At 54.4% G+C, this 25,544-nt stretch carries 19 protein-coding genes; 16 read left to right on the top strand and 3 right to left on the bottom strand.

The annotated features are described in order from the left end of the window. Positions 1-16 precede the first annotated feature (16 nt). Positions 17-2,593: an aminopeptidase N gene (gene pepN, locus HCR00_RS02655; protein WP_167142474.1), complete on the bottom strand. Its 2,577-nt coding sequence runs from the start codon at positions 2,591-2,593 to the stop codon at positions 17-19. Between the two features lie 74 nt (positions 2,594-2,667). On the opposite strand from pepN, the gene HCR00_RS02650 reads away from it, so the two are divergent. The 6 genes from HCR00_RS02650 to HCR00_RS02625 all read left to right on the top strand — a co-directional run bounded on the left by HCR00_RS02650 (position 2,668) and on the right by HCR00_RS02625 (position 7,596). Next, entirely contained in the window at positions 2,668-3,306 is a 639-nt protein-coding gene (locus HCR00_RS02650; protein ID WP_167142472.1) for a mycothiol-dependent nitroreductase Rv2466c family protein, read from the top strand. Between the two features lie 41 nt (positions 3,307-3,347). After that, on the top strand, positions 3,348-3,848 hold the full coding sequence (locus tag HCR00_RS02645; RefSeq protein ID WP_167142469.1) for a ribose-5-phosphate isomerase: 501 nt from the start codon (positions 3,348-3,350) through the stop codon (positions 3,846-3,848). A 7-nt stretch (positions 3,849-3,855) separates the two neighbouring features. Further along, positions 3,856-4,875: an Fpg/Nei family DNA glycosylase gene (locus HCR00_RS02640; RefSeq protein ID WP_167142467.1), complete on the top strand. Its 1,020-nt coding sequence runs from the start codon at positions 3,856-3,858 to the stop codon at positions 4,873-4,875. 9 nt (positions 4,876-4,884) lie between these two features. After that, entirely contained in the window at positions 4,885-6,183 is a 1,299-nt protein-coding gene (locus HCR00_RS02635) for a Mur ligase family protein (protein WP_167142464.1), read from the top strand. Next, positions 6,177-6,905, top strand: a complete 729-nt coding sequence (locus HCR00_RS02630; protein WP_167142461.1) for a type 1 glutamine amidotransferase — start codon at positions 6,177-6,179, stop codon at positions 6,903-6,905. The genes HCR00_RS02635 and HCR00_RS02630 overlap by 7 nt, the downstream gene beginning before the upstream one ends. 130 nt (positions 6,906-7,035) lie before the next feature. Further along, positions 7,036-7,596, top strand: coding sequence for a YceI family protein (locus HCR00_RS02625; protein WP_166984595.1), 561 nt, complete (start codon positions 7,036-7,038; stop codon positions 7,594-7,596). A gap of 118 nt (positions 7,597-7,714) precedes the next feature. Here the strand turns inward: HCR00_RS02625 and HCR00_RS02620 are convergent, their stop codons facing one another. Continuing rightward, entirely contained in the window at positions 7,715-8,761 is a 1,047-nt protein-coding gene (locus HCR00_RS02620; RefSeq protein ID WP_167142458.1) for an App1 family protein, read from the bottom strand. Positions 8,762-8,950: 189 nt separating this feature from the next. On the opposite strand from HCR00_RS02620, the gene HCR00_RS02615 reads away from it, so the two are divergent. Then, the gene (locus HCR00_RS02615; RefSeq protein WP_166984597.1) at positions 8,951-10,405 is read left to right on the top strand and encodes a cytochrome ubiquinol oxidase subunit I; all 1,455 of its coding nucleotides are present in this window, start codon (positions 8,951-8,953) and stop codon (positions 10,403-10,405) included. 12 nt (positions 10,406-10,417) lie between these two features. After that, on the top strand, positions 10,418-11,446 hold the full coding sequence (gene cydB, locus HCR00_RS02610) for a cytochrome d ubiquinol oxidase subunit II (RefSeq protein ID WP_167142456.1): 1,029 nt from the start codon (positions 10,418-10,420) through the stop codon (positions 11,444-11,446). 131 nt (positions 11,447-11,577) lie between these two features. Here the strand turns inward: cydB and HCR00_RS02605 are convergent, their stop codons facing one another. Beyond that, positions 11,578-11,787: a hypothetical protein gene (locus tag HCR00_RS02605; protein WP_167142453.1), complete on the bottom strand. Its 210-nt coding sequence runs from the start codon at positions 11,785-11,787 to the stop codon at positions 11,578-11,580. Between the two features lie 192 nt (positions 11,788-11,979). Between HCR00_RS02605 and cydD the strand changes: the two genes are divergently transcribed. The 8 genes from cydD to HCR00_RS02565 all read left to right on the top strand — a co-directional run bounded on the left by cydD (position 11,980) and on the right by HCR00_RS02565 (position 25,408). Beyond that, complete coding sequence (gene cydD, locus HCR00_RS02600) at positions 11,980-13,647, top strand: thiol reductant ABC exporter subunit CydD (RefSeq protein WP_243854509.1); 1,668 nt, start codon at positions 11,980-11,982, stop codon at positions 13,645-13,647. Beyond that, a complete protein-coding gene (cydC, locus tag HCR00_RS02595; protein WP_167142450.1) occupies positions 13,640-15,325 on the top strand; it encodes a thiol reductant ABC exporter subunit CydC in 1,686 nt (561 codons plus the stop codon). The genes cydD and cydC overlap by 8 nt, the downstream gene beginning before the upstream one ends. 72 nt (positions 15,326-15,397) lie before the next feature. Continuing rightward, positions 15,398-17,905 (top strand): leucine--tRNA ligase, encoded by a 2,508-nt coding sequence (gene leuS / locus HCR00_RS02590; RefSeq protein WP_167142448.1) that lies wholly within the window; start codon positions 15,398-15,400, stop codon positions 17,903-17,905. Between the two features lie 180 nt (positions 17,906-18,085). Then, complete coding sequence (locus tag HCR00_RS02585) at positions 18,086-18,841, top strand: ComEA family DNA-binding protein (RefSeq protein ID WP_167142445.1); 756 nt, start codon at positions 18,086-18,088, stop codon at positions 18,839-18,841. Further along, complete coding sequence (locus HCR00_RS02580) at positions 18,838-21,291, top strand: ComEC/Rec2 family competence protein (RefSeq protein ID WP_167142442.1); 2,454 nt, start codon at positions 18,838-18,840, stop codon at positions 21,289-21,291. The genes HCR00_RS02585 and HCR00_RS02580 overlap by 4 nt, the downstream gene beginning before the upstream one ends. A gap of 5 nt (positions 21,292-21,296) precedes the next feature. Further along, positions 21,297-22,520 (top strand): mannose-6-phosphate isomerase, class I, encoded by a 1,224-nt coding sequence (gene manA, locus HCR00_RS02575; protein WP_167142439.1) that lies wholly within the window; start codon positions 21,297-21,299, stop codon positions 22,518-22,520. A gap of 5 nt (positions 22,521-22,525) precedes the next feature. Beyond that, positions 22,526-23,536 carry a DNA polymerase III subunit delta gene (holA, locus tag HCR00_RS02570; protein ID WP_167142436.1) on the top strand — a complete coding sequence of 337 codons (1,011 nt, stop codon included), beginning with the start codon at positions 22,526-22,528 and terminating at the stop codon, positions 23,534-23,536. 51 nt (positions 23,537-23,587) lie between these two features. After that, the gene (locus HCR00_RS02565; RefSeq protein WP_167142433.1) at positions 23,588-25,408 is read left to right on the top strand and encodes an ABC transporter ATP-binding protein; all 1,821 of its coding nucleotides are present in this window, start codon (positions 23,588-23,590) and stop codon (positions 25,406-25,408) included. The last annotated feature ends 136 nt before the right edge of the window (positions 25,409-25,544 follow it).

Genomic DNA, 25,544 nt, shown 5'->3' with positions numbered 1-25,544 from the left:
AAACCTCTAAGAAGGGTTAGACGTCAGCGCGCTGCACGAGCAGTGCTCGCTCAACATCAGCGAGCTCTTCCGTGATAAGACGGCGCAGAGTTGGGGCTGCATCTGCGTTTGCAGTAAGCCATGCCGCAGTAGCATCGCGCAGCTCTTCGTCAGCCAACGGCAGCGGGAAGAATCCGGTGATAAGCTCCTCCGCAATTTGGTAGCTGCGCGTCTCCCACACAGTGCTTAGGCTGTCGAAGAACTTAGCAACGAATGGGCGGAGCACCTCAACATCGCTTGCACGCTTAAAGCCAGTGCCGCTCGAGCGAATTATCAGGTTAGCAACCCCCGCAGTTTCAAAGATGTCGTGCCACACCTTCTCCTTACCTGCGGTGGTTGGTGCAGCAGCACGAGAGGCTGCAGCCGCCTGCTCCCCGTTTGCGGTTTTATCAGAGGCGAGCATTTCTGCAATCTCAGCCTCACCCGCACGACCGCCAGCTACGAGCGCCTGCAATAGATTCCACTTCATATCGGTATCCAGCGGCATTCCTGCAAGCTCAATTTCACCCGCAAGCAACGCCTCAACAGTATCCAGATGCGCAGCCGAAACTGCCGCACCTGCGAAAGCGGTGAAAAACTGGAACTGGCGATCCGAACCAGCTGGAGCCTCTTTGGCAAGCACCCACAGGCGATCAGCTACACGCTCAGCAACGCTAGCGCGGTTTTCTGGTTTCACATAAAGTGTTGCTGCGGTGCGCAGCTGACTCAGCACAACACGCAGCGTGCTCGACTGATCCTCACCGCCAATGTGCTCGAGCACAGCGTCGATAAAGAGCTGCGGGGCTAGTTCACCGTCACGCGTGGTGTCCCAAAGCGCCCCCCAAATAACAGCTCGCGCGAGAGAATCATCGAGAGTGCTGACTGCTTTAAGCGCCGTCTGTAGCGAACGCTCATCAAAACGGAGTTTCGCGTATGTAAGATCGTCATCGTTTAGCAGCAACAGGTCAGGTTGCTGCTTGCCAACAAGCTCAGCAATTTCAACACGTTCACTAACAACATCTGCAGCCACGCTATCGGTGCGGGTTAGTTTGCCGTCTACTAGATTGTAGAAACCGATCACAATGCTGTGTGGGCGAATTGTTGGGTAGTCTTCGGTCGCGCTCTGTGTGACTGCGAATGAGGTGTAGTTTCCGTCACTGTCAAGCTCAAAATCAGCTCGCAGAGTGTTCACGCCGGCAGTCTCCAACCAGGCTTTCGACCAAGCCTTCAAATCACGACCGCTCTCAGCCTCAAGCTCCGTCAGCAAATCAACCAGTTCGGTGTTCTTGTAGGCGTGCTTTTTAAAGTATCGTGCAACACCGCGGCGGAAGTTATCGCGGCCAACATAGGCCACCAGCGCTTTTAGAACCGAAGCACCCTTAGCGTAAGTGATGCCATCAAAGTTTGCCAGCACATCTTCCAGGTCGCGAATTTTCGCCACAATTGGGTGGGTTGAAGGCAGCTGATCCTGCCGGTAAGCCCAGCTTTTCTCGAGAGAAGCGAAGGTCGTCCAAGCATCCTGCCACTCTGTTGCCTCGGCGGTGCACACCGTTGAGGTGTATTCGGCAAATGACTCATTGAGCCACAGATCATTCCACCAGCGCATTGTGACAAGATCACCGAACCACATGTGCGCAAGCTCATGCTCGATTGTGACAACGCGACGTTCGCGCATTGCATCGGTCACTTTTGAACGGAACACATAAGCCTCAGTGTGTGTTACCGCGCCGATGTTCTCCATCGCGCCCATGTTGAACTCAGGGCAGAAAACCTGATCATATTTAGCAAACGGGTACGGGTAGTCAAATTCTTTCTCGAAGAACTCAAAACCCTGCCGAGTCTTTTCCATGATGTAATCAGCGTCAAGATATTCCACCAAGGATTTGCGCGCAAACACACCCAAAGGAATCTCACGACCGTCGCTGCTTGTGAGCGACCCGCGTTCACCCTCGTAAGGGCCTGCGATAATCGCAGTGATGTAGCTAGACATGATCGGAGTTGGCTCAAACACCCAGCGTGCGATCGCTTCGCCGGGCTTGTGCGACTGTGCGCCCGCGACACCGATTGCCTCAGGCTCAGGGGTCGGCTGATTGCTAACCACGAGCCAGTGGGCGGGAGCTTCAACCGTAAAAAAGAAACGTGCCTTTAAATCAGGCTGCTCAAACACTGGAAACACGCGACGTGAATCCGGCACCTCAAATTGGGTGTAGAGATAAACCTCATCATCAGCCGGATCAACAAAACGGTGCAGCCCCTCACCGGTGTTGGTGTACGCCTGGCGGCTCACAATGTGCAGTTCATTCTCGGCGGCAAGCTCAGGTAGGCGGATCCGCGAATCAGCAAACACCTCATTAGCGTCAAGCGCAACCCCGTTCAAAGTGATTTCCTCGACAGAATCTGCAATCAAATCAATGAAGCTTTCCGCGCCAACACTGTTAACGCTAAACAGCACCTTAGTGTCAGAGATAAACTGCTTTGCACCCTGATTTAAATCAAGTTTGATGTGATACTCCGAAACGCTGATTAAACCGGCGCGCTCGCGGGCTTCTTCACGGGTGAGATTGGTTCCTGGCACGGGTTAGTCTCCTTTGATAGGTGCGTGCAAATACCCCTTAAGCCTATCCCACACTCACTGATAGAATCGAGGGTATGACAGTCGCAAACCCCGAGTCGGTTGAGTTTTGGTTTGACCCCTCTTGCCCGTGGTGCTGGATGACCAGCCGCTGGATCACAGAGGTTAGTGAAGTGCGCGGTTTCACAGTGAACTGGCGTCCATTTAGCCTCAAAATCCTAAACGAGGGGCGTGACAAAATTAGCGACCGCCATAAGACTATGCACGCCGGCGGTCTGCAGACGCTACGGGTTATTGAGGCCGCGCGACAGGCGCACGGAGCAGAAGTGGTTGGTGCGCTGTACACCGAAATAGGTGAGCGCATTCACCCGGGTGGGCGCACCGATTATGACGCAATTATCGCTGAGGCGCTCGACGCTCTCGATCTGCCGAGTGAGCTGGCTGCTTACGCAGATGCGGAAACCTCGTTTACGCCCGGTGATTCGGGCGTTGATGCGGCGCTGCGTGACAGCACAGCTGCTGGGCTAGAGCTAGTTGGTAAAGACGTTGGGATCCCGATTGTTGCCGTCAACGGTAAGGGGCTATTCGGGCCTGTTGTAACTCCCGCACCGCAGGGGCAGGCGGCACTCGACCTCTTTGACGCACTCGTGCTTGCGACCGGGGTCGAAGGTTTCTATGAGTTAAAGCGCACCCGCACCGCGCGCCCACAGTTCTAGTCTCGTCGTGCAAACGGCGCAAACATTTTAGGGAGTAAGAAATGCGAATTCACGTAGCAACCGACCACGCGGGGCTCGAATTCAGCCAGCTAGTGCAGCAGCATCTTGCTGCCCAGGGGCATGAGGTGATTGACCACGGCCCGCAGGAATACGATGCGCTCGACGACTACCCAGCCTTTTGCATTAACGCTGCACTGGGTGTAGCAGCTGATGCGGCTGCCGGAGTTGAAGCGCTTGGTGTTGTGTTTGGCGGCTCAGGCAACGGTGAGCAAATGGCCGCAAATAAGGTGCGGGGGATTCGGGCTGCTTTGGTCTGGAACCTCTCCACCGCAGAATTGGCTCGGGAGCACAATAATGCAAATGTGATCTCGATCGGTGCCCGGCAGCACACCGCCGAAGAGGCCATCGCCTTGATTGACAGGTTTATTGCTACGTCTTTCTCAGGTGACGAGCGGCACGTGCGCCGCATTGGCCAGCTCGGCGAGTACGAAACCACCGGTGATATTGCCGGTAAGGGCGTCAACAAGCCTGCGGCTGAGTAGGTTTTCTGTGCCTGAGGGGCATTCAGTACACCGTATCGCCCGCCAGTTTGAGGCGAATTTTGTGGGTCGGGTGACAGAAGTCACAAGCCCGCAGGGGCGTTTTGCTGACGGCGCTGCGCTCATCAGCGGAACGCGAATGGTGCGTGCGACAGCCGTCGGGAAACAAATGTTTCTACAGTTTGAGAATCAACTGTGGTTGCGCGTGCACTTGGGAATCTACGGGGCCTGGGATTTCAGCGGTGAGGTGCTTGTGCACCCGTCTATTCAGGTGCACGGGGTGACCGCTGCCAGCGGCCAGCAGGCGACAAGTGGGGCACGCCGTTTCGGGCAGACCCAAATGGCCGGCGTTGTTGCGCCAATAGACGGCGAGGCAGAAGATTCGGTGACCAGTATCGGAGCCCCAAGACGCGCTAGAGTGCGCATGGCTGAAAATGACAAAACTGGAGATGTTGGCAGCTTATGGCCGCCACCCCCGGTGGGCCAAGTGCGGGCGCGGCTGTTAACCGAGACAGTCTGCGCGGATCTGCGGGGGCCTACGGCCTGTGAAGTGTTGACAGAGGCTGAGCTGCAGGGAGTTTTGAACCGTCTCGGCCCGGATCCTGCAAACGATGCTTCCCAGGCTGCAGCAGAGCGCTTCATTGAACGTGCCGCAAAAAAACCGACACCTATCGGTTTGGTTTTGATGGATCAGGCGATTATTGCGGGTATCGGCAATGTCTACCGTGCCGAAATGCTGTTTCGTGCAGCGCTTGATCCGCACACTCCAGCAAATCAGCTGCCGCGCGAGACACTGCAGACCCTGTGGGACGATTGGGTGCATCTGTTAGAAACAGGAATTAGCGTCGGGCAGATGATCACCAAAGACGGTTTGACCGGTTCCGCGTACGCTCTGGCGTTACGAGACCGAGACGCTAGACACTGGGTTTACAAAAAGGAGGGCACCGCGTGTGAGCGCTGCGGTGCTGAGATCCAGCTCGAAGAATTCGGCAAGCGAAAACTCTACTGGTGCCCCGGGTGCCAACATTAGAATAACTTTATGCGTCATTTGCTCTCTACCTTTGTCGGTCGGATCGTGCGCGCTGCTGCACGGCTGCGCGGGGGAGGGTCTGCGCTGCCTGGCTTAGTGGTTGAGCGTTTCGATCCGCAATATTTGCCGCGCCTGATGGCGCAGTTACCGTTCGGTGTTGTGGCAATTAGCGGCACGAACGGTAAAACAACCACAACGAAAATGGTGGTGGAGCTGCTGTCAGCGCAGGGGCTTAAGGTTTTCACTAACAAAACCGGCTCTAACTTTGCGCGCGGTATTGTTGCTGCGGCGTTGGGCGAGGTGAATTGGAAGGGTGAACTGAAGGCCGATATTGCGGTGCTGGAGCTTGATGAAGCGCATGCGATGCACGTTATAGATAGGGTGCGGCCGCGTCACACCCTGCTGCTAAATGTGCTCCGTGATCAGCTTGATCGGTTCGGTGAGCTCGACTACACCGCTAGCCTGTTAAAGAAACTCGCTGACGCCACGCAGGATACTGTGGTCGTAAATTGTGAAGACCCGCTGCTGCATGAGATCGGGGTGCAACTTAGCGCAGCCGGACGAGTTAGGGTGCTTGAGTTCGGGCTGTCTGAGTCGCTTAGGGAGCTGTTTCCAAACGACCAGGAGCTTTATGGGGCTGCGACTGAGACAGCTGTAAAGGCCGGGCATAAACAGCCTGACGTTATGCTCACAGCGGTTGGGGAGCAGCGGGCTAAGTATCTCATCGACGGGGCAGAGTTTGAAACAACCCTGCGGCTTGAAGGGCTCTACAATCTCTTTAACGCGGCTGCTGCGATGACGCTAGTGCGTGCGATTTTGGCGCACAATGCGACTCCGGTTGCATCCGATAAACTGCTGCATGATCTGGCAGAGATCCGCCCGGCCTTTGGCAGAGGCGAGCAGCTGGAGCTGGACGGTGAAAAACTTGAGCTTGTGTTGGTGAAAAATCCGGCCGGATTCCGGCTCGGCCTGGCTTCATTTGCGCCCGAGAATGTTGCTGTCATGATTGCGATCAACGATCAATACGCCGATGGCCGTGACATGTCATGGTTGTGGGATGTCGATTTTTCAACACTGCAAGCTGGTGGGGTTGATACTGTGTCGGGTGTGCGCGCTTGGGACATGACTCTAAGACTGCAGCATGATGAGGTAGCGGTGGGGCAGACAATCGAAGATCTGCGCACAGCGGTGGCCAGTTTTCGGGAGCGCACAGCCGGGGTGCCGCGGCGTATTTACTGCAGCTACACCGCGATGCTCGAGATTCGCAAATATCTTGCCGAGCTCACTGATGTGGAGGACGTATGGTAGACGCTGGTAAAGAGCTGGTAATAGTCTCGCTGTATCCGCGCGAGATGAATATGTACGGCGATCAGGGCAATGTGATCGCACTACAGCGGCGCATCCGGTTGCAGGGCTACCAGCCGAAAACCGTTGTTGTGAACCCGGGGGATCCGCTTCCTGATGATGCTGATATTTTCCTCGGCGGTGGCGGCCAAGATTCTGGGCAGTTGAAGGTTGCGGCAGATCTGCAATTGAAATCGGAAGTTTTGCGTGGCTTAGCTGAGGATGGAGTGCCGATGTTGATGATCTGCGGCCTCTACCAGCTTTTCGGTCATCGCTTTCTCACCGTCGGAGGTGAAGATATGCGGGGGATCGGTGTGTTAGACGTTGAGACCCGCGGCGGAGATACGCGCATGATCGGCAATATCGTCCTTGAAAGCGATGAGTTTGGTGAGATTATTGGCTATGAAAATCACAGTGGTAACACTGTTTTGGGGGACGGCTGCGAGCCCTTCGGCAGGGTAAAACAGGGGGCTGGGAATAATCCAGATGATGGGCACGAAGGTGCGCGTTTTAAGAATGTGATCGGCACATATTTGCACGGTGCGCTGCTCCCAAAAAATCCTGCGGTCAGTGACTTTCTTATTGCAACCGCTGCGAAGCGCAAATACGGTGAGTTTGAGCCGCGGGAAATAGATGACTCTGTGACTGCAGCAGCCAGACAGAGCGCTAGAAACCGCCCGCGATAAGCCGAGCTGCTAAGGCTTCAAATTTCCTGAGAGCTTAATATAAACAGGAATAGCTTGTGTTTTCAGTCGTTGCACTGTTATGACACGCATTCGTGCGAAGAATAACAATACAACTATGAAGGAGACTAGCATGGCAGTAACCGCAGAGCAGATCGAAAACTACGAGGCGGGAACATGGGAGATTGATCCTGTTCACTCAGAAGTAGCTTTTACTGTGCGCCACCTCGGTATTAGCAAAGTCCGGGGCAACTTTAATGAGTTTGGCGGGGAAATTGTCACCGGCGAAGATCCTAAAGATTCAACTGTGACCGCAACAGTGCAGGTAAAATCTGTGAGCACGGGTGAGACGAACCGTGACGCGCACCTGCTCAACAGCGACTTTTTCGCAGCTGATGAGCACCCAACCTTTGAGTTTGTTGGGCGAGAGTTCCAGTTGCGTGATGCAGAGCACGGTGAAATAACCGGTGACCTGACCATGCGCGGTGTTACTAAGGAGGTAACCTTCGAGGTTGAGCTTACCGGGATCGGCGCCGATGCATACGGTGGCACCCGCATTGGTTTGAGCGCACACACAAACATTGACCGCACCGATTTCGGGATCAGCTTCGGCGGAGCTGTTGAGAAAACCGGGCAGCTTGTAGTGGGTAATAAGGTGACAATTTCACTAGAACTGCAAGCGCTAAAGAAGTAAGTTACTAGCAGTCGCCAACAATACTGTTAGAGCCTATTTCGCGACCTTCTAGAGCCGCGAAAGTTTGACGCAGACTCTAGAAGGTCGTGAAATATTTTTAATGACGCTATCTCGGGCTTTAGAGGATATTAATCTGCTTCAGCTGGTGATAGAGGTTGCCGCCATCGCCGCCGTACACCCAAGGCACACCGCTGACCGCATGGTGTTTTTCGGCTTTGGAGCGCCCACCCGCGAGCATCGCCTCACCAGGTGTTAGCTGACGAATCGCCACCGCTGCAACAGACTCGGGGTGCTCCTGCGTGAAGGCCAAATATATTTCTTCATCGTGTTGGCCATCATCGCCGATCAGCAGCCATTTAACATCAGGAAACTCCTGCGCTAGTCGCCGCAGCTCAGTTTCCTTGTGTTTGCGGCCGGAGCGGAAGAAGCGATCATGCGTGGGCCCCCAATCCGTTAAAAGCAGCGGACCGCGCGGGCACAGATGGCGATGCATAAAGCGGATCAGAGCCGGTGCAACATTCCATGCACCCGTTGAGAGGTAAATAATTGGTGAGGCGAGGTGTGCACGGCGAATACGATCCAGCAAGCCGGGCATGCCCGGGGTGGCCAAACGTGCGTACTCACTGCGCACAAAACTGTTCCAAGCGGCAACAAACGGCTGCGGCAGCACCGTGTTCAAAATAGTGTCATCGACGTCGCTTACAACGCCGAAAGTTTCAGCTGCGTCAACAATGAATACCGGGCTTTCTGCGCGGTCACCGCTGCTTGTTTCGAGGGTAATGTGATGCCAACCGGCGGGCAGATCAATACTGATATGCGCATCTAACACACCGCCGGTATCGGTGGCTATCCTAGCTACCTCAGTGCCTTCGTTATACACCGTAACAGTTTCTTTTGGGGCGGAAACGCTTGTAAAGGAGCGCCAGCCGCGCACCTGTCCAGCTGCAAATGGTGCGGGGTCTTGCGAGCTAAATTTACGGTCGGTCGGTGACATTAAAAGTGTGCGCCCGAGCAGCCGCACCCAGCCTTTCCCCCCGTAGCTGATAGAGGGGACGATGACAGGAACCTTGCCGTGTTTCCGTGCCCGCCGCTCCCTGCGTGCGTTGACCCAGAGATCGAGCCGCATTAGGCGGTGTGGGCGGGTGTTGTTAGTAGAGCTCGACATTGCTATAAGTCTAACGGCGTTATTTTGTTCGATATCAAAGCTAATTCGCAGGAAATTCTCAGTTTAGTTTAAGATTAGAGTGTCCGGTCGACGGCCGGAGCTTTCGAGCACTGCGTCTCGGGAGCGATACACAGTGGCGTGCGCAGCACGTTTACAGTGTGCGCACCCGCTCCCTAACCGGAGGTAGAAGTGTTCGCAACACTAGATGCTGTTGACCTAGCCAGATGGCAGTTTGGGTTGACGACGGCATACCACTTCATTTTTGTTCCACTCACCATCGGTCTGAGCTTCCTGGTTGCCATCATGCAAACCATATGGGTGCGCACCGGGAAAGCTAAATGGCTGCAACTCACACGACTCTTCGGCAAGATCTTCCTGATCAACTTTGCCATGGGCGTCGTGACAGGTATTGTGCAGGAGTTTCAGTTCGGCATGAACTGGTCGAACTACTCACGCTTTAATGGTGATATTTTTGGCGCACCACTCGCTATGGAGGGTTTGATTGCTTTCTTCCTGGAGGCAACCTTCATCGGCGTTTGGATCTTTGGCTGGGATAAACTGCCGAAGAAGGTGCACCTGGTGTCTATCTGGGCAACAGCAATCGCCACATGGATTAGCGCCTACTTTATTCTCGCGGCAAACGCTTTCATGCAAAACCCGCAGGGTTTCGTTATTAACGAAGAGCGCGGTCGTGCTGAGCTAGAAAGCTTCATCGCCGTTCTCACAAACCCGGTTGCTCTGCTGCAGTTCCCGCACACTATTTTCTCTTCAATTATGTTTGCGGGCACCGCAATTATCGCCACTGCAGCTTGGCACCTAAAGCGCAACCAGCACCATGCGCAAATGCTTAGCGCTTTGCGTTTCGGCATCTGGGCTAACCTGCTGGCGTTTGTTGGTGTTGGTGTAACCGGGCATGAATTGGGCATTGTTATGACCGCAACCCAGCCAATGAAAATGGCTGCCGCAGAAGCAATGTACGAGAGCGCCTCGGGGGCTGATGCGAGCTTCTCGCTGTTTAGCCTGGGCACCCCAGACGGCTCAGCAGAGATTTTTTCGGTGCGGATCCCGTACCTGCTCTCATTCCTCGCGAACGGCAACTTTGACGGTTCGGTTGAAGGTATCCGCGATTTGCAGGCTGACTATCAGGCGCTGTACTGCGGTGCTGATTCGGCACTAACCTGCCCATCAGACGGCAACTTTGCGCCAGTTATCTGGATCACCTACTGGGCTTTCCGCTGGATGATCGGCCTTGGAGTTATCGCAGCACTGGTATCTATTGTTGGCCTGTGGTTGACCCGCGGTGGTCGCACAGCACCAAAATGGGCTTATACAGTCGCCATCTGGGCAGCTGCAACCCCGATGCTCGCAAGCATCATCGGTTGGGTTTTCACCGAAATGGGGCGCCAACCGTGGCTCGTATTTGGGGTAATGACAACCGAACAGGGTGTTTCCCCTGGGGTGCCAGCTTGGGCGGTGCTTATCAGCCTGATTGTCTTCACACTCGTTTACGGCGCGCTCGCGGTTGTTGAGTTCAAACTCATAACCAAAGCGGCAAAGGCGGGGCCTGAAGAAATTACCGAGGATGACGCAGCTGCGGCGCACGATGATACAACCGACAACACCCGTTACGCAACGGTTTACTAGGAGGCTATAACAATGGAACTCACAACAGTTTGGTTCTTAATCGTTGGCGTCCTGCTCATCGGCTACTTTGTGCTCGACGGCTTTGACTTCGGTGTCGGTATGGCGCTGCCGTTTGTCGGCAAAGATGACACCGATCGCCGTGTTGTTATAAACACAATCGGCCCTGTCTGGGATCTCAACGAAACCTGGCTAATTGTCGCCGGTGCCTGCCTTTTCGCTGCCTTCCCTGAATGGTATGCAACAATGTTCTCCGGCTTCTACCTCGCGCTACTGCTTATATTGGTTGCGCTGATTTTGCGCGGTGTTTCCTTTGAGTACCGGCACCAGGGGAAGAGCGAAAAATGGAAAGCCTGGTTCGATCGCTTCATTATGATCGGATCGTTCCTCCCGCCACTTCTGTGGGGCACCGCTTTTGCGAACCTCATTCAGGGCCTCCCGATTAGCAAGATGGACAACGGCGGCTGGCTCTATGAGGGCACGCTTTTAACGCTGCTCAACCCATACGGCTTGCTCGGCGGTGTTGTGGTGATGCTGCTCTGCTTCACTCACGGCCTGGTTTACTTGGCACTGAAATCAACCGGTGCGGTGAAAGAGCGCTCACAGGCGCTCGCAGTAAAGGTTGGTGCGGGAACCATCGTGGCAGCAGCGCTGTTCCTCGTATGGACGATCCTCCAGCACCTTAGCAATCCAATGCTGCCGGCTATTATCGCCTGCGCTGCGCTGGCCGCGGTCGCCGCTATCGTGGCTTGGGTGTTAAACCTGAAAGGTCGGGAGGGTTGGGCGTTCACGTTCAACACAGCAACTATTGCGTTCGCACTGTTGACAATTTTTGCAGCCCTCTTCCCGAACCTGATGATCTCAAGCATCGATCCGGCGCAGTCAATGACTATTGTTGGCGCTGCGAGCTCGCAGAAAACACTGGAATTGATGACCTGGGTTGCAGTGTTCACCCTCCCGTTTGTGCTCGCCTACCAGGCGTGGACATTCTGGGTGTTCCGCAAGCGCATTAGCAGAGACACTGTCGCCGCTAGCGCACACTGAGTAAAAATTTAGTGGCGGGGCGCTGATCCCAAAACAAGGAAAGACCGATCCGAAAAATTTTTGGATCGGTCTTTCTGCGTTACCCGCGGGTAAGAAAATTAAAATTTATAGCGAGGTGTGGCCGGGTTTGGTTAGCGGGCGGATGTATCGGCTGCTGCCGCTCCAACCGGTGCCGCCCCAGCTGCCTTACGGCGATTGACGGTCACAAAAAAGCTCTTGATGAGCACCGCCGCAAAAAAGATGAACAGCACAGCGATAATGGCGCATGCGACAACCACAATTGGTGTCCAAACAGTGCTTAAAATTGCGGGTTCGTGTGCGACCGCTTCTAAGTAATGCATCTTGCCTCCGAAAAGTTGTGTGGCACTTGTCTCCTTCAATCATATGCTGAAAGTCTTAGAATTCCGACACTGGAATATAGCCGAAAGAAGTAGCAGTAATTGCAGTTGCCGTCTGCGCTCTGCCGGTTAGGCGGCAAAATCAGTGACGCGCCTGTTGACCGGTTTCTGCTGTCTAATACAGCTAGACTGTTAGTGACTTCATCAGATCTTTCTAGGAGTGTTTTGAAACCGCTGGATCCCCGCCTACTGCGCTATGCAGGCGCTACCAGGGGCATCCTGTTACAGGGGGTGATCCTCGGGTTTTTTCGCACCGTCGCCATCATAGTTTGGAGTTGGTGCGTCGCAATGTTGCTCGCCCAAGCGGTCGCCCCGGTGCTTGGCGGGCCGCGCTTTGGGCTGGTATTAGACGCTCTGCCACCGGCTTCTCAAACGCCTTTATTTGTGGTGTGTGCGTTAGCAGCGGTAATCGTTAGAGCTTGCACAACATGGGCGATGGAGACAGTCTCAGCCCGCGGTGCTGTGCGGGTCAAAAACGAGCTGCGCAGATCCGCCCTTAATACTCTAGAAAAGCAATCACCGCTTCGTTTTTCTGCGGCAGAGGAGGGCAGTGCACACCTCCCAACAACACTCGGGCGCGGGCTTGATGCGCTCGACAACTATTTTTCAAATTACATTCCGCAGCTGCTATTAACAGCGGTTGCAACCCCCATCCTGATCGCAGTTCTGCTGTGGGCGGATTGGCTGAGCGCAACGATCGTAATTGTGGTTTTTCCGGTGATCCCCCTGTTCATGGTGCTGATTGGTATTGCCACGCGCTTCGTGCAAAATAAGCAATGGGAGGAGCTAAACCGACTCTCAAACAGTTTTCTCGACACAATTTCTGGGCTGGGAACGCTGAAGATTTTCGGGCGTGAGGGGAAGCAGCGACAGAATATTGAAGATGCAACTGAGGGCTATCGCAAACGCACAATGCAGGTTTTGCGAGTTACGTTCCTGTCTGGTTTCGTGCTCGATTTGGCGGGCACTTTTTCTGTCGCCCTGGTTGCGGTAACTGTTGGCACCCGCCTGGTAGATGGCCTGTTTCCGCTCGGGATCGGTTTGTTTGTGCTGCTTTTGCTCCCCGAGGTGTTCATCCCAATCCGGCAGGTTGGTGTCGCATATCACGCCTCAGCTGAGGGTCTGGCCGCGGCGAATAACGTTTTCGCCTTAATTGATAACGACGCAGTGTACGAATCCGCGCTGCACCCTGCGACAGAGGCAGAGCACCTCGAACTTAATGGTGTGAGTGTTGATTACGGTCATGGCGCGGGGCCGCTTCTCAACCTTAGTGTTGCACCAGGAGAGTATGTTGCGCTCACCGGCCCGAGCGGGAGCGGCAAAACAAGCGCGTTAAATGTTCTGATGGGCTTTGTGCCAGCTGTTAACGGAAAAGTGCAGCGCACCGCGCAGCTGGCTTGGGTTGGCCAAAAACCAGGTTTGCTGCAGGGTAGCGTGTTTGAAAACCTCAGCCTCGGCGGTGCTGTGCTTGAATCTGACGCCCGCGCTGTGTTGGAAGAGCTCGGTTTGGCGACGCTGCCGTTAGAAAAACAGCTGGGTGCTCTCGGTCACGGTGTTTCGGGCGGGCAGGCGCAACGTATTGCGATCGCGCGCGCACTCCTTTTTGCTAAGCGTTTTCCCGGTTGCGGAATTGTCATGGACGAACCGAGCAGTGCCCTTGACGCTGCGAGTGAAAAACTTGTTGCGCTAGCTCTCAGACGGCGTGCTGCTGTGGGGCATCCTGTGCTGATTGTTTCGCATCGCGAGGCGCTGATTGAAAGCGCTGACCGTGCAGTGCGAATTGCGGAGGTTGCGCATGGTTAAGGATCTGCGCGCGGCCGCCGTGCCGAGTTTTGTTGCGCGCGCCCCCGGAGTGCTGCTCGGGGTGCTCGCAGATGCCTGCGTTGTGGGGCTCTTAGCGCTCTCAATGTGGCTTATCGTGCGGGCGGCGGAGCAGCCGCCGATCCTGTACCTCAACTTTGCAATTGTGGGTGTGCGCGCTATCGCTATCGGTCGTGCAGCATTTCGATATGTTGAAAGATTGGCGAGTCACGATGCTGCATTTGCGCAGCTTGCTGTGCTGCGCGGAGTGACTTTTCAGCGGTTGCTGCCGCGCATTCCCGGCGGTGTTGAAACTAATCGACGCGGCGAAGTGCTTGCGGCCTTTGTCGATGACGTTGATCAGCTGCAGGATGAGGCACTCAGGGTGCGCCAGCCGCTCATTGTCAGCTCGGTAGTAGTGTTGCTGTCGCTGATATTGGTCGCTTTAATCTCACCGCTGGCTGCGCTCATGACAGCAGTTTCTATCGGGGGAGCAGCGGTTATCGCGGTGTGGCTCACAGATCGGATCGCCGGAAGATCACAGTCTGCGCTTTCTGCGGCGCGGGCTAAGCTACAGGATGCGATACTCGAGCGAGCTGAAGCAGCTGAGGTACTTGCAGCTTTCGGCGCAACCCAGAATGCAGATGCGAAGGTGTTTGCGGCAGCTGAGCAGCTCTCTAAAATACAGCGCAAACAAGCGACGACTGCCGGGCTGACAGCAGGGCTGATGCTACTCGGTGCTGGTTTAGCAACAGTAATGATCCTGCTGTTTGTGCAACCGAATATGGGAGCCGGCCTGTTTGGCTTAACTGTTATAGTGCCGGCGGCGATCGCGGAAGTGTTTTTAGCGGTGCCGCTTGCGTTAAACGCTAGACGACGAGTGCAATCAAGCGCTGCCCGGGTTGCGCGGCTCACAACCTCTGAACTGCCTGCCGAGCTGCCACAGACCGCGCAAGATTTAGAGATTTCAGACCCCGATGACAGCGGAGAAAAGCGTCGCTCGGCTGCGGTGACCCTCCGCGCACAACTGCCGCAGGGAGAGCCACTCATCGCCGCATCCAACCTCACGATTAAACATCCCGGCAGTGGCGATCCGCAAATTAAGGATCTAAGTTTTGAGCTGCACGCTGGTGAGACTCTGTTGATTACAGGGGAGAGCGGCAGCGGAAAATCTACGCTCGCTGCGGCGATGGTGAGATTTCTTGACTATGCGGGATCTCTGCAGATATTTGGAGTGGCAGCTCGTGATCTCGGCGGCCCCACAGTCAGGCAACTGATCGGGTTGTGCGAACAGCAGCCGCACCTTTTTGACACAAACCTGAGGCAAAACCTGTTGTTTGCTAAACCCAGCGCAAGTGATGCTGAGTTAATGTTGATGCTTAAGCGGGTGGGCTTGCACGAGTGGGTTACTGCACGCGGTGGCTTAGAGATGCGTATCGGCAATCGCGGCGCCCTCGTGTCAGGGGGGCAGGCGCAGCGGATAGCTTTGGCGCGTGTGCTTTTGGCGGAGTTTCCCATCGTTGTATTGGACGAACCGACCGCCAGCGTTGATCGTGACCGGGCTGACACCCTGCTGCAAGAGCTTGTTGCTGCTGTGCCGCAAGACAGAGCACTGCTGCTGATTAGTCACACCGTGCCACCTGCGGTTAGGGCTCGCGCTGCCGGTGAAATCGTGCTGTAGCTAGTAACATTGGATTATTACGACGACGCAGCGTAAACCGAGCAGGGGTGTGCTGCGTTTTTCTATCTGTATATGAGGAACACCGTGAACGAAGCAGCAGAAGCTTACGATTTTCGCCAGATCCAAAAACGCTGGCAGCCGTACTGGGAAGACAATAAAACCTTCGAAGTATCAAACGAAGAATCTGAGCGGCCGCGTAAATACGTGTTAGATATGTTCCCGTATCCTTCCGGTGACCTGCATATGGGGCATGCTGAGGCCTTCAGCATGGGAGACGTGATGGCTCGCTATTGGCGCGGCCAGGGTTACGCTGTGCTGCATCCGATCGGGTGGGACTCATTCGGTCTCCCCGCTGAAAACGCTGCGATTAAGCGCGGTGTTGATCCACGTGCTTGGACTTACGACAATATCGCGCAGCAAAAAGCGAGTTTTAAGGAGTATGCGCCCAGCTTTGACTGGTCTCGTGTGCTGCACACCAGCGACCCTGAATACTATCGCTGGAATCAGTGGATTTTCCTGCAGATGTATAAGCGCGGCCTCGCATATCGGAAGGCGAGCTGGGTTAACTGGGATCCGGTAGATCAGACAGTGCTCGCAAACGAGCAGGTGCTGGCAGATGGCACCTCAGAGCGCTCAGGCGCTGTTGTTGTAAAGAAAAAGCTGACGCAGTGGTATTTCAAAATCACAGACTACGCAGACCGACTGCTCGATGATCTCGACAAGCTTGAGGGTGCTTGGCCGGCTAAGGTGCTGCAGATGCAGCGTAACTGGATCGGCCGGTCGCGCGGTGCTGAGGTTGAGTTTGAAATTGAGGGCCGTGATGAGCCGGTAACTGTTTTCACAACCCGTCCCGACACTCTGCACGGGGCAACCTTTATGGTTGTGGCGCCTGACAGTGATTTAGCCGCTGAACTTGCTGCCGGAGCATCTGCAGAAGTGCAGAGCAGCTTTGCCGAATATTTGGCTAAGACGCAGAGCCAAACGGAGATTGAGCGGCAGGCAACGGACAAAGAAAAGACAGGGGTTTTCCTGGAGCGCTGGGCAATCAACCCAGCTAACGGTGAGCGGATCCCGGTTTGGGCGGGTGATTTTGTGCTCGCCGACTACGGTCACGGCATGGTTATGAGCGTGCCAGCGCACGATGAGCGCGATATGGCCTTCGCAAATAAGTTTGATCTGCCGGTGCGCACAGTTGTTGAGGTGCGCGACGAAGACGGTAATGTTTTGAACCCGGAGGAAACTCGCGAGGCAGTGGCCGGGGACGGCATCATCATCAACTCTGGTGAGCTCAACGGTCTTAACAAAGCCGAGGCGATTGCGAAGCAGATTGAGCTGCTCGAGGCGTCTGGCAAAGGACGCGCAGCCACCACCTACCGTTTGCGCGATTGGCTGATCAGCAGGCAGCGCTACTGGGGCACCCCAATTCCGATCCTGCACAATGCTGCCGGTGAAATGCGTGCGGTTGAAGAGTCTGCGCTGCCGGTTAAGCTGCCGGTTGCTGAGGGGCTTGATTTGAAACCGAAGGGCACTTCGCCACTCGGTGCTGCCACCGAGTGGGCAACCGTTGAAATCGACGGTGAAAGCTGGACCCGCGACCCCGACACCATGGACACTTTTGTGGACAGCTCATGGTACTTTCTGCGATTCTTGAGCGCCCAAGATAACACGCAGCCGTTTGATTCTGCCGCTGTGAATGCATGGGGGCCAATCGACCACTATGTTGGCGGTGTTGAACACGCAATTCTGCATCTGCTTTATGCGCGGTTTATCACTAAAGTGCTCTACGACCTTGGTCAGCTAGAGTTTGATGAACCATTCACAAAGCTTCTGAATCAGGGCATGGTGCTGCTTGACGGCGCAAAAATGTCGAAGTCAAAAGGCAACCTGGTTGAGTTTGCTGAGCAGCTACGCGACCACGGTGCTGACGCCCTGCGTGTGTCACTCGTATTTGCCGGCCCGCCAGAAGATGATATCGACTGGAAAGATATTTCCGTGCAGGGCTCAGCCAAGTTTTTGGCGCGGGCGTGGCGTCTGTCACGCGAAGTGTCAGCGCCGGTAGATGCTGATGTGGCAGCGGGCGATAAAGAGCTGCGGCGTCACACGCACAAGCTGCTCAAAGAAGTGCCGGGTCTGGTTGAAAGCTACAAGTTTAACGTTGTAATTGCCCGTCTTATGGAGCAGGTTAACGTTACTCGTAAAGCGGTTGATGGGGCTGCTGGCCCAGCAGACCCTGCGGTGCGTGAGTCGGTTGAAACAATCGCGCTCATGCTGAATATGTTTGCGCCATACTGCGCAGAAGACATGTGGGTAAATCTCGGTCACGAACCATCAGTTGCGCTCGCACTGTGGCCACAGGCTGATGAGAGTTTGTTAGTTGCTGACACTGTTAAACTCGCTATCCAAGTTAACGGAAAAGTGCGCGACACTGTTGAGGTTGCGGCCGATATTAGCGAGGCTGATGCAGTTGCAGCAGCACTAGCTTCTGCAAAAGTGCAGCGCCAGCTTGAAGGGATGGATGTAGTAAAGACAATCGTCCGCCTGCCAAAGATTGTGAGCATCGCAGCAAAACCGATCAGCTAGCGCGCAGATCTAGTTCACGCTCTGAATGCGAGGCCCCCAGCTCTGTTTGTAACAGGCTGGGGGTGATTGCTTTATTAGAGGGTTATCCCCAAATTCATATTTGCAAGTCATCGTGGCTGTGTAACTCAATACCCTCATGTTATGAATCGCAACGAGCTATATCTAAAACAATTTGCGAAAATGGCTGATCTGCCAATAAAAACAGAAACATCTAACAGGTCTGAGCCTGAGCAGAAGCCAGAGCAGATTTTGCGGGAGCAGCAAACTGAGTTGCCGACGCTAAGTTTGCGAGAGCGGATTAAACCACTGTTAAGAGTGCCCAACACCGCTGTTGTTGGGGTGGCAGTTCTCGTTGCCATCGTCACAGTATTTTTGGTTTGGAACGGCACTCGCGGCACCGAAATAGCACCCTCTGCAGAAACAGTGAAATTTGCCAGCACCGCAACTCAAGCAAACGAGAGTTTCACGGCGCAGTCTGGAGCCGCAACAGACAAAGCCCAGTCGCAGAACACGGTTACTGTGCACATTGTCGGGGCTGTTGCAAAGCCGGGCGTCTATGAAATAAACGCCGGGCAGAGACTGCAAGAAGCTCTGAAAGCCGCCGGGGGAGCCACCCCTGATGCTGCGCTCGCAGCGGTTAATCTAGCGCGTCAGCTTGTCGACGGCGAGCAGATACTAATCCCCACCGAGCAGGAAGTAGCAAACGGTAACGCTGCGGCTGCAACTGGCCCCACACAGTCACAGGGCAAAATAAGTATCAACTTAAGCACCCCACAACAGTTAGAAGCGCTGCCGAAGATTGGCCCCGCACTCGCAGAACGAATAGTTGAATGGCGGGAAACAAACGGTGGTTTCAAAAAAATTGAAGACCTGTTACAGGTTAAGGGGATCGGAGAGTCAACTTTTAAGCTGCTCGCAGAAGAGGTCACCTTATGACCCTGACTCCAAACAAGCGCAACAGCTATTTTCTGCTGCTGGCTGGATTGGGTTTGTGGGCGGTTACCGCAGCGACACTGCTGACTGAAAAATACTGGGTGTTTGTTGCGGGCGCAATCTGTCTAGTATTGGTTTGCTTGACAGCGCGAAACATTCGTGCCGCTAGTGTGGTGGCGCTTTTAAGCGCTTTTCTAGGAGCGCAACTGATGCTGCAAATTCAGGCTAGAGATATCGCCGCACTGAGCATGGACTCACAGCAGCAAACCCTAACCTTAAAAATTATCGAATACCCAAAATCTAAACTCCAAGGAGCTACTAAAAGCCAGTGGACAACCGGACGACTTAGCAATACGCCCTACGCGCCAGCCGTTAGAGTCTGGCTGCCAGAAGACACTGATACCGCCGGGCTCGCACCGGGCACAACGGTCAGCGTGACAGGGCTGGTTAAACAGAAGAGGCTTGACTCCCCAGAAGCTTTTGAACTAAACACCAACACAGCGCCCTTGACCACAGCGCCGGCAACAAAACTTGAACAAACACTGCACAAGGCGCGCAGTGCCTTAAGCACACACAGCAAAAACTTTGCAACCCAAGAAAACATATTTTCCGCATTCGTTAATAACGGTGCAAAATATGTGCCGGGTTTCGCTGTCGGAGACACTGCACTGTTAGATGAGCAAGACTTCTCCGTGCTGCGTGCATCAGGGCTCCTGCACCTGACAGCCGTATCAGGTGGTAACTGTGCGCTGGTGCTTGCCGGAGTTTCCTGGGCTGCAGGCCTCCTCGGATGCCGGAAAACAGCAAGACTGCTGCTGCAAGCAGGTGGGCTGGCGCTCTTCGCGCTCGCAGTGGGGTCGGACTCATCACTGCAGCGCGCCGCCGTTATGTCGGGTGTTATTCTTATCGGCAATTTCGGTGGTGTTAAACACAGCAGTTTTGCATCTCTCGGCGCTGCCGCCCTTGTTCTAATAAGCTGTGACCCATGGCAGGCCGTGCGGGCAGGTTTTGCGCTGTCGATTGCGGCCACCGGCGGCATTCTTTTGCTTGCGCAGCCGTTAAAACGTCGCCTCACTCGCTGGGGTTTACCTGAATTTTTAGCGCTTGCACTGGCCGTCACCTGTGCCGCACAAATCGGGTGTGCGCCGCTACTGCTGCTGTTGCAGGGAGATCTGCCGCTTGCCGGGATTCTCGCCAACCTACTGGCTGCGCCACTTGCGCCATTTGCGACAGGTTTGGGGTTATTAGCTTTTATCCAGTTGGGGCTTAATTTCGGCTTCGGGGATTTTTGTTTTTTCCTCGCTAGTAGCGCGTGCGCACTAATTGAACAAATCGCAAGGTTTAGCGTGCAGCTGCCTATTACAGTACTTGCATGGCCAGAGGGGGCGGGCGGTGCCATACAGTTAGTGTTCTGTTACGCGCTCATTTTCGCATCCCACAATGTTGCAAAGCACGGTTTGCGTTTGCATCGGGTGCTCAGGAAACGCAAACAGCCCTGGCAGCTCATAAGCACGCAAACGCCGCTCGCCAAGCTGCTGGTTTTGACCCCGCTATTTGTGGCGACAGCAATAGTGTTTGCAAACACTGTTTTTCGCCCCGTGTTAGCTACTCAGGTAGTTCCAACAGATTGGGTGATTGCAGGGTGTGATGTCGGGCAGGGCGACGCATTTGTTGTCAGAGATCCAGTCGAGGCAGAAACTGTGATGTTAATTGACACGGGTGACAATAAAGATAAGCTGCGCAGCTGTTTGACCAAGCTCGGGGTAAAAAGCATTCAAATGTTAGTTTTAACCCACGACGACAGAGATCATGTTGGGGCTTTGGAAGAGGTTTCCGGTGTTGTGAGGGCGGCTCTCATATCGCCCCCAACCTTAGAACCAGAGCGACCGCTTTTGTATGAGTTAGATCGTGCGGGCATCGCAGCTGCAATTGCTACAGCTGGAGATCACGGCACACTAGGGGGAGTTGAGTGGGAGGTGCTTGCTCCGCGCCGCGACAAAATTAGTCTCGATAGCAACTCGATGAGCTTGGTGGTGCGCATCAAGTACCGCGATCTGACCGCAATGTTTATGGCTGATACGGGAGAAGCGGAACAGCAGGAACTCATTGAGACATTAGATTCTGCCGTTTTGGATGTTGACATCGTTAAGGTTGCGCATCACGGGTCAAAAAACTTCTTACCAGAACTTTTGCAAGCGCAGTCTCCTAAATGGGCACTGATCGGTGTCGGGGCAGATAATAGCTACGGTCATCCCAGCAGGCAGGTGCTTGACGAACTAGATCAGCTTGGGGCGATTACACTGCGCACAGACAAACACGGTTTATTTGTGCTGACAGCAGCGGGTAAAGCGTGGGTTAGTCAGACTCTTGACCAGAGCCACTCGGGGGCTGCAATAGCGGAGATAAAATACGCGCGCCGCACTCCCATCAGGGGGAAGGAAGAGCTAGGGTAGAGAGAGTGAAAACCCGCCCAAAACTTCCGCAGCGCATCACCAATTCTGTGATGGCTTATCAGTGGGGTGTTTTTGACGGCATAAGTAAGCGCTTGAATCTTGCGCCTTCCGGAGCTGCAGAGGCAGAAATTTGGATCGGATCGCACCCCAAAGCGCCCAGCCGTTTTAACGACGGGCAGACTCTGCTGGATTATGAACTGGCAAGCGGCGAAAAGCTGCCCTTCCTGTTAAAAATGTTGGCCGTTAATGAGGCTCTCTCGATTCAAGCGCACCCCACGAAAGAGTGTGCGCGGGCTGGGTTTGCATCTGAGGAAGCCGCCGGGGTTAAAATAACTGCCGAGAGTCGCAACTACCGGGATTGCAACGCAAAACCTGAGTTAATCGTCGCGCTCGAAACCGGGTTTGAAGCACTCTGCGGGTTCCGCGATCCGCAAGCTTCGGCTGCGCTTCTGACAGAACTTGCGGGAGATGCTCACAACAGTGTGCGGCAGTTTGCTGACCGGATTGTTGCTCAGGGCGTAGAAGAAGTTGTGCGCTGGGTACTTAGCGCAGACAGTGCTGGCGTTAGCGAGACAATCGAGCATTTATATGTGGCTGCTCTGGCAGCGCAAAAAAACTTTACGGCAGACACCCCTGGGCTGACGCGTCTGTGTGCTCTCATCGCTGATCTGACAGAAAAGTATCCCGGCGACCCCGGAATACTAGTGGCTGTGCTCTTGAATATTGTTTGCTTAAAGCACGGTGAGGCTTTGTGGCTGCCGCCGGGCACGCCACACGCCTACTTAAGAGGCTACGGTATTGAAATTATGGGGCCGAGCGACAATGTGCTGCGCGGCGGTCTCACTCCAAAACACATTGATACAGCTGAACTGCTTCAGGTGTTGAATTTTGACCCCCGATCCGCTGGTCCCATTGCCGCTGTGGCAGCAGAAGCAGCGGCGCAGCGTTTTAACCCTGATGCGGCGGGGGAGCACAGCACACCGTTTGAATTGGTGCGGGTGCTCAAAAATGTTGAACTTGTAACTTCGGGAGTCTCTTGCATTCTGGTTGTTTCAGGGTCTTTCACTGTTGAAATAACCGATGCGGCTGGGGCACATAAAACGCTGCAAATTAAGACAGGGCAGACTTTTGCTCTGCCAGAGGGCGCTATTAAGCTGACAGGATCGGGTGAGGCATTTCTTGCAAGCGGTGCGTTGCGTGAGTGTGACGCCCCGGCAGCGCAAATTTAGGAGACATGATGGTTGCTGGCAAACGGGGTGGGCGATCAGCTCACACTGTGCTTAGCGTGTGGCAGATACGCCCGGCTCCGCTTATTTTGCTCAGCGGTAAAGAGGGTGCGATCGCTGACCTTGCCCAACAGACGGTGCGGCGCGGCATGCGCTCCCAGCATCCAGAGCTTGAGATACACGATATAGACGCAAAGCTAGCCGCAGCCGGAGAGCTTATGACTCTTGCAAGCCCCTCGCTGTTTGGTGAAGCGAGGTTGATTCGGATCGCAAACCTGAATGCCCCGAGTGCTGCGTTTATGGCAGACCTTGAGGCGGTAATTCCTCTGCTCGATGAGGCAACCACCCTGCTGCTGCGTCATTCAGGCGGTAATGGCGGTAAAGCTGCACTGGCACTAATTCGCAGCCAGGCTAATGCTATTGAAGTGGTCTGTGATGTGCTTAAAGACAGTGAGCGCAGCCGATTTGTGACGGATTTTCTCGCGAGTAGATCACAGCGCATAGAACCTGAGGCGCTGCGCAGTTTAATCACAGCGTACGCTGAAGATCTTGCCGAACTTATTGCGATCGCAGAGCAGTTGTCACGCGATGCGAGTGGCACAATCTCTTTGCGGCAGGTCGACCAGCTGACAGCCGGACGCGTTGAAACCAACTCGATGAAGATTGCTGACGCGGCGGCGAGCGGTAACGGTGCCCTTGCCCTCACCCTGTTAAGACACGGCCTGCACACAGGTCAAGAGCCGATCGCAATTTGTTCTCTGCTGACAAACAAGTTGCGTCTGATGGCGAAGGTTTATGGGCTTGGTGACTCCGATGCTGAGCTTGCGAAACGTCTGAAACAGCACCCGTATTCGGTGAAACTTGCGCGTCGTGATGCGCGTAATTGGCGCGAAGGTGATCTAGCAAAGATGCTGGATTACGCTGCTGAGACGGAGTGGCAGCTGAAGGGTGGCGCGCGAAACAAAGAGTTTGTGATCGAAAGATTTGTTTTAGCGGTTGCCAAACGCGGCAGAATTTAGCCATCAGCGAAACTTGCCTCCGAGCTTTAAACGGAGGGGTAGAGTATCCGCGTGCAATCAATTAGACAGCTGTTTCGTTTTACAAAAGAACTTAATAGGTTCTATTTCATAATTATCGTTTGCACGCTGCTGACGAGTGCGGCAACTATTGCCGTTCCGTTTCTGATCGGTCGTGCAACCGACACGATAGTGGGGCTTTTGAACGGCTCTATCAGCCGTGATTCCGGGATTACAACTATTCTCATACTGGTTGGTGCTTACCTGCTGGTGGAGCTTACTTCTGTGGTGCTGGGCGCAGTTAGCGGCCGTGCGGGCGACACAATGAGTATGAAAATGCGGCATCTGCTGTCGTCTCGCTACTACGATAAACTGTTGCAGCTGCCCCAACGCTATTTTGATAACGAGCTGACTGGTGCGATTGTGTCGCGTTTGGATCGCACGATTACTGAGGTCACCAACTTCGCGCGCATGTTCGCGAACAATATTTTTTCAATGCTGCTGACAACCTTTGCGGTGCTTGCCGTAATGGCTTTCTACGCTTGGCCGCTGGCAGTTTTGATCGCTCTGATGATCCCGCTTTATGTCTGGTTAACAGCCCTGACATCCAAACGCTGGCAAGCCTATGAGCATCAAAAGAACGATCACATCGACGTGTCTCGTGGTCGGTTCACCGAAGTGGTGGGGCAGCTTGCAACGGTGCGCTCTTTCGCGCGCGAAAGGGCAGAATGGCAGAGTTTTGATGAGCACCTGCAGAGTACCGTTACTATCACTGGCGCACAGTCCCGCTGGTGGCACAGTATGGATGTGCTGCGCCGCAGTGCGTTAACGATCATTTTTGGCATTGTTTATACGGTGCTGTTTCTGCAGACAGCGAACGGCTCCCACACCATTGGTGAACTTGTTTTGTTAATTCAGCTGGTGGGCATGGTGCGAAACCCTGTCAGCATGATGAGCTGGATCGTTGACACCTCACAAAAAGTGATCGCAGGATCGCGCGACTATTTTTCTGTTATTAATTTGAGGTCGGATCAGCGGGAGGGCATAGCTCTGCGCAATCCACGTGCCGCGGCAGAACCAAAGCCGGTTGATACGAGTCGCACACCGGTTAGGTTCACTGATGTGACATTTGAATACAATCCGGGAAACCCCGTTTTGCAAGATATCAACTTCACAATTGAACCCGGTGAAAAGCTGGCCCTTGTGTCAACCTCCGGCGGTGGTAAGTCAACGATTGTGAACACACTGCTCGGTTTCTACAGTTTGCATAAGGGCAAAATCGAACTCTTTGGGCAGGATATTGCGAATTTGCAGATGCCTGAGCTCAGGGCGCAGATCGGTGTTGTTTTTCAAGACCCATCGCTTTTTAGCGGATCTATCCGTGAGAACATCGCATACGGTCGCCCGGATGCGACCGAAGCTGAGATTATTGCCGCAGCTAAGCGCGCAAAGGCTTGGAACTTTATTGATGCTTTCCCCGACGGGCTCGACACCGTTATTGGCGAGCGTGGTTTGAAGCTTTCTGGAGGGCAAAAACAGCGTGTTGCGGTGGCGCGCGCAATGTTGAAGGATGCGCCTGTGCTGATCCTCGATGAGGCTACGAGCGCTCTTGATACAAAGAGTGAGCGTCAGGTGCAGCGCAGTCTTGAAGCCTTGATGGAGGGCAGATCCAGCCTGATTATTGCGCACCGTCTATCAACCATCGAGAATGTTGATCGCATTATCACACTGGAAAATGGGCGTATTGCTGAAGTTGGAACTCCGCAAGAGCTAGCCGCGAGCGGCGGCATATATGCTGAATTATTAACACTGCAAACCGAGGGCTCAGCGCGCAGTAAGGAGCTGCTGCGCGAGAAATTCGGAATCCATGAATAGGTGCCGGCAAATCGCTTGAGATTCTGCTAAAGTTATCTATTGGCTTGCGTGTGAGTTTTTAATAACCACACCTACCGTGTTGGCAGCCCTCTCCCGCCACGCGGAACAAGAAGTTCGACACCAAATTTTTAAGGGA

The sequence above is a fragment of the Canibacter zhoujuaniae genome, from assembly GCF_011752005.1.
Classification (GTDB): domain Bacteria; phylum Actinomycetota; class Actinomycetes; order Actinomycetales; family Microbacteriaceae; genus Canibacter; species Canibacter zhoujuaniae.
Note: the sequence above shows the minus strand (reverse complement) of the source record. Positions and strands in the feature narration are given on the sequence as shown.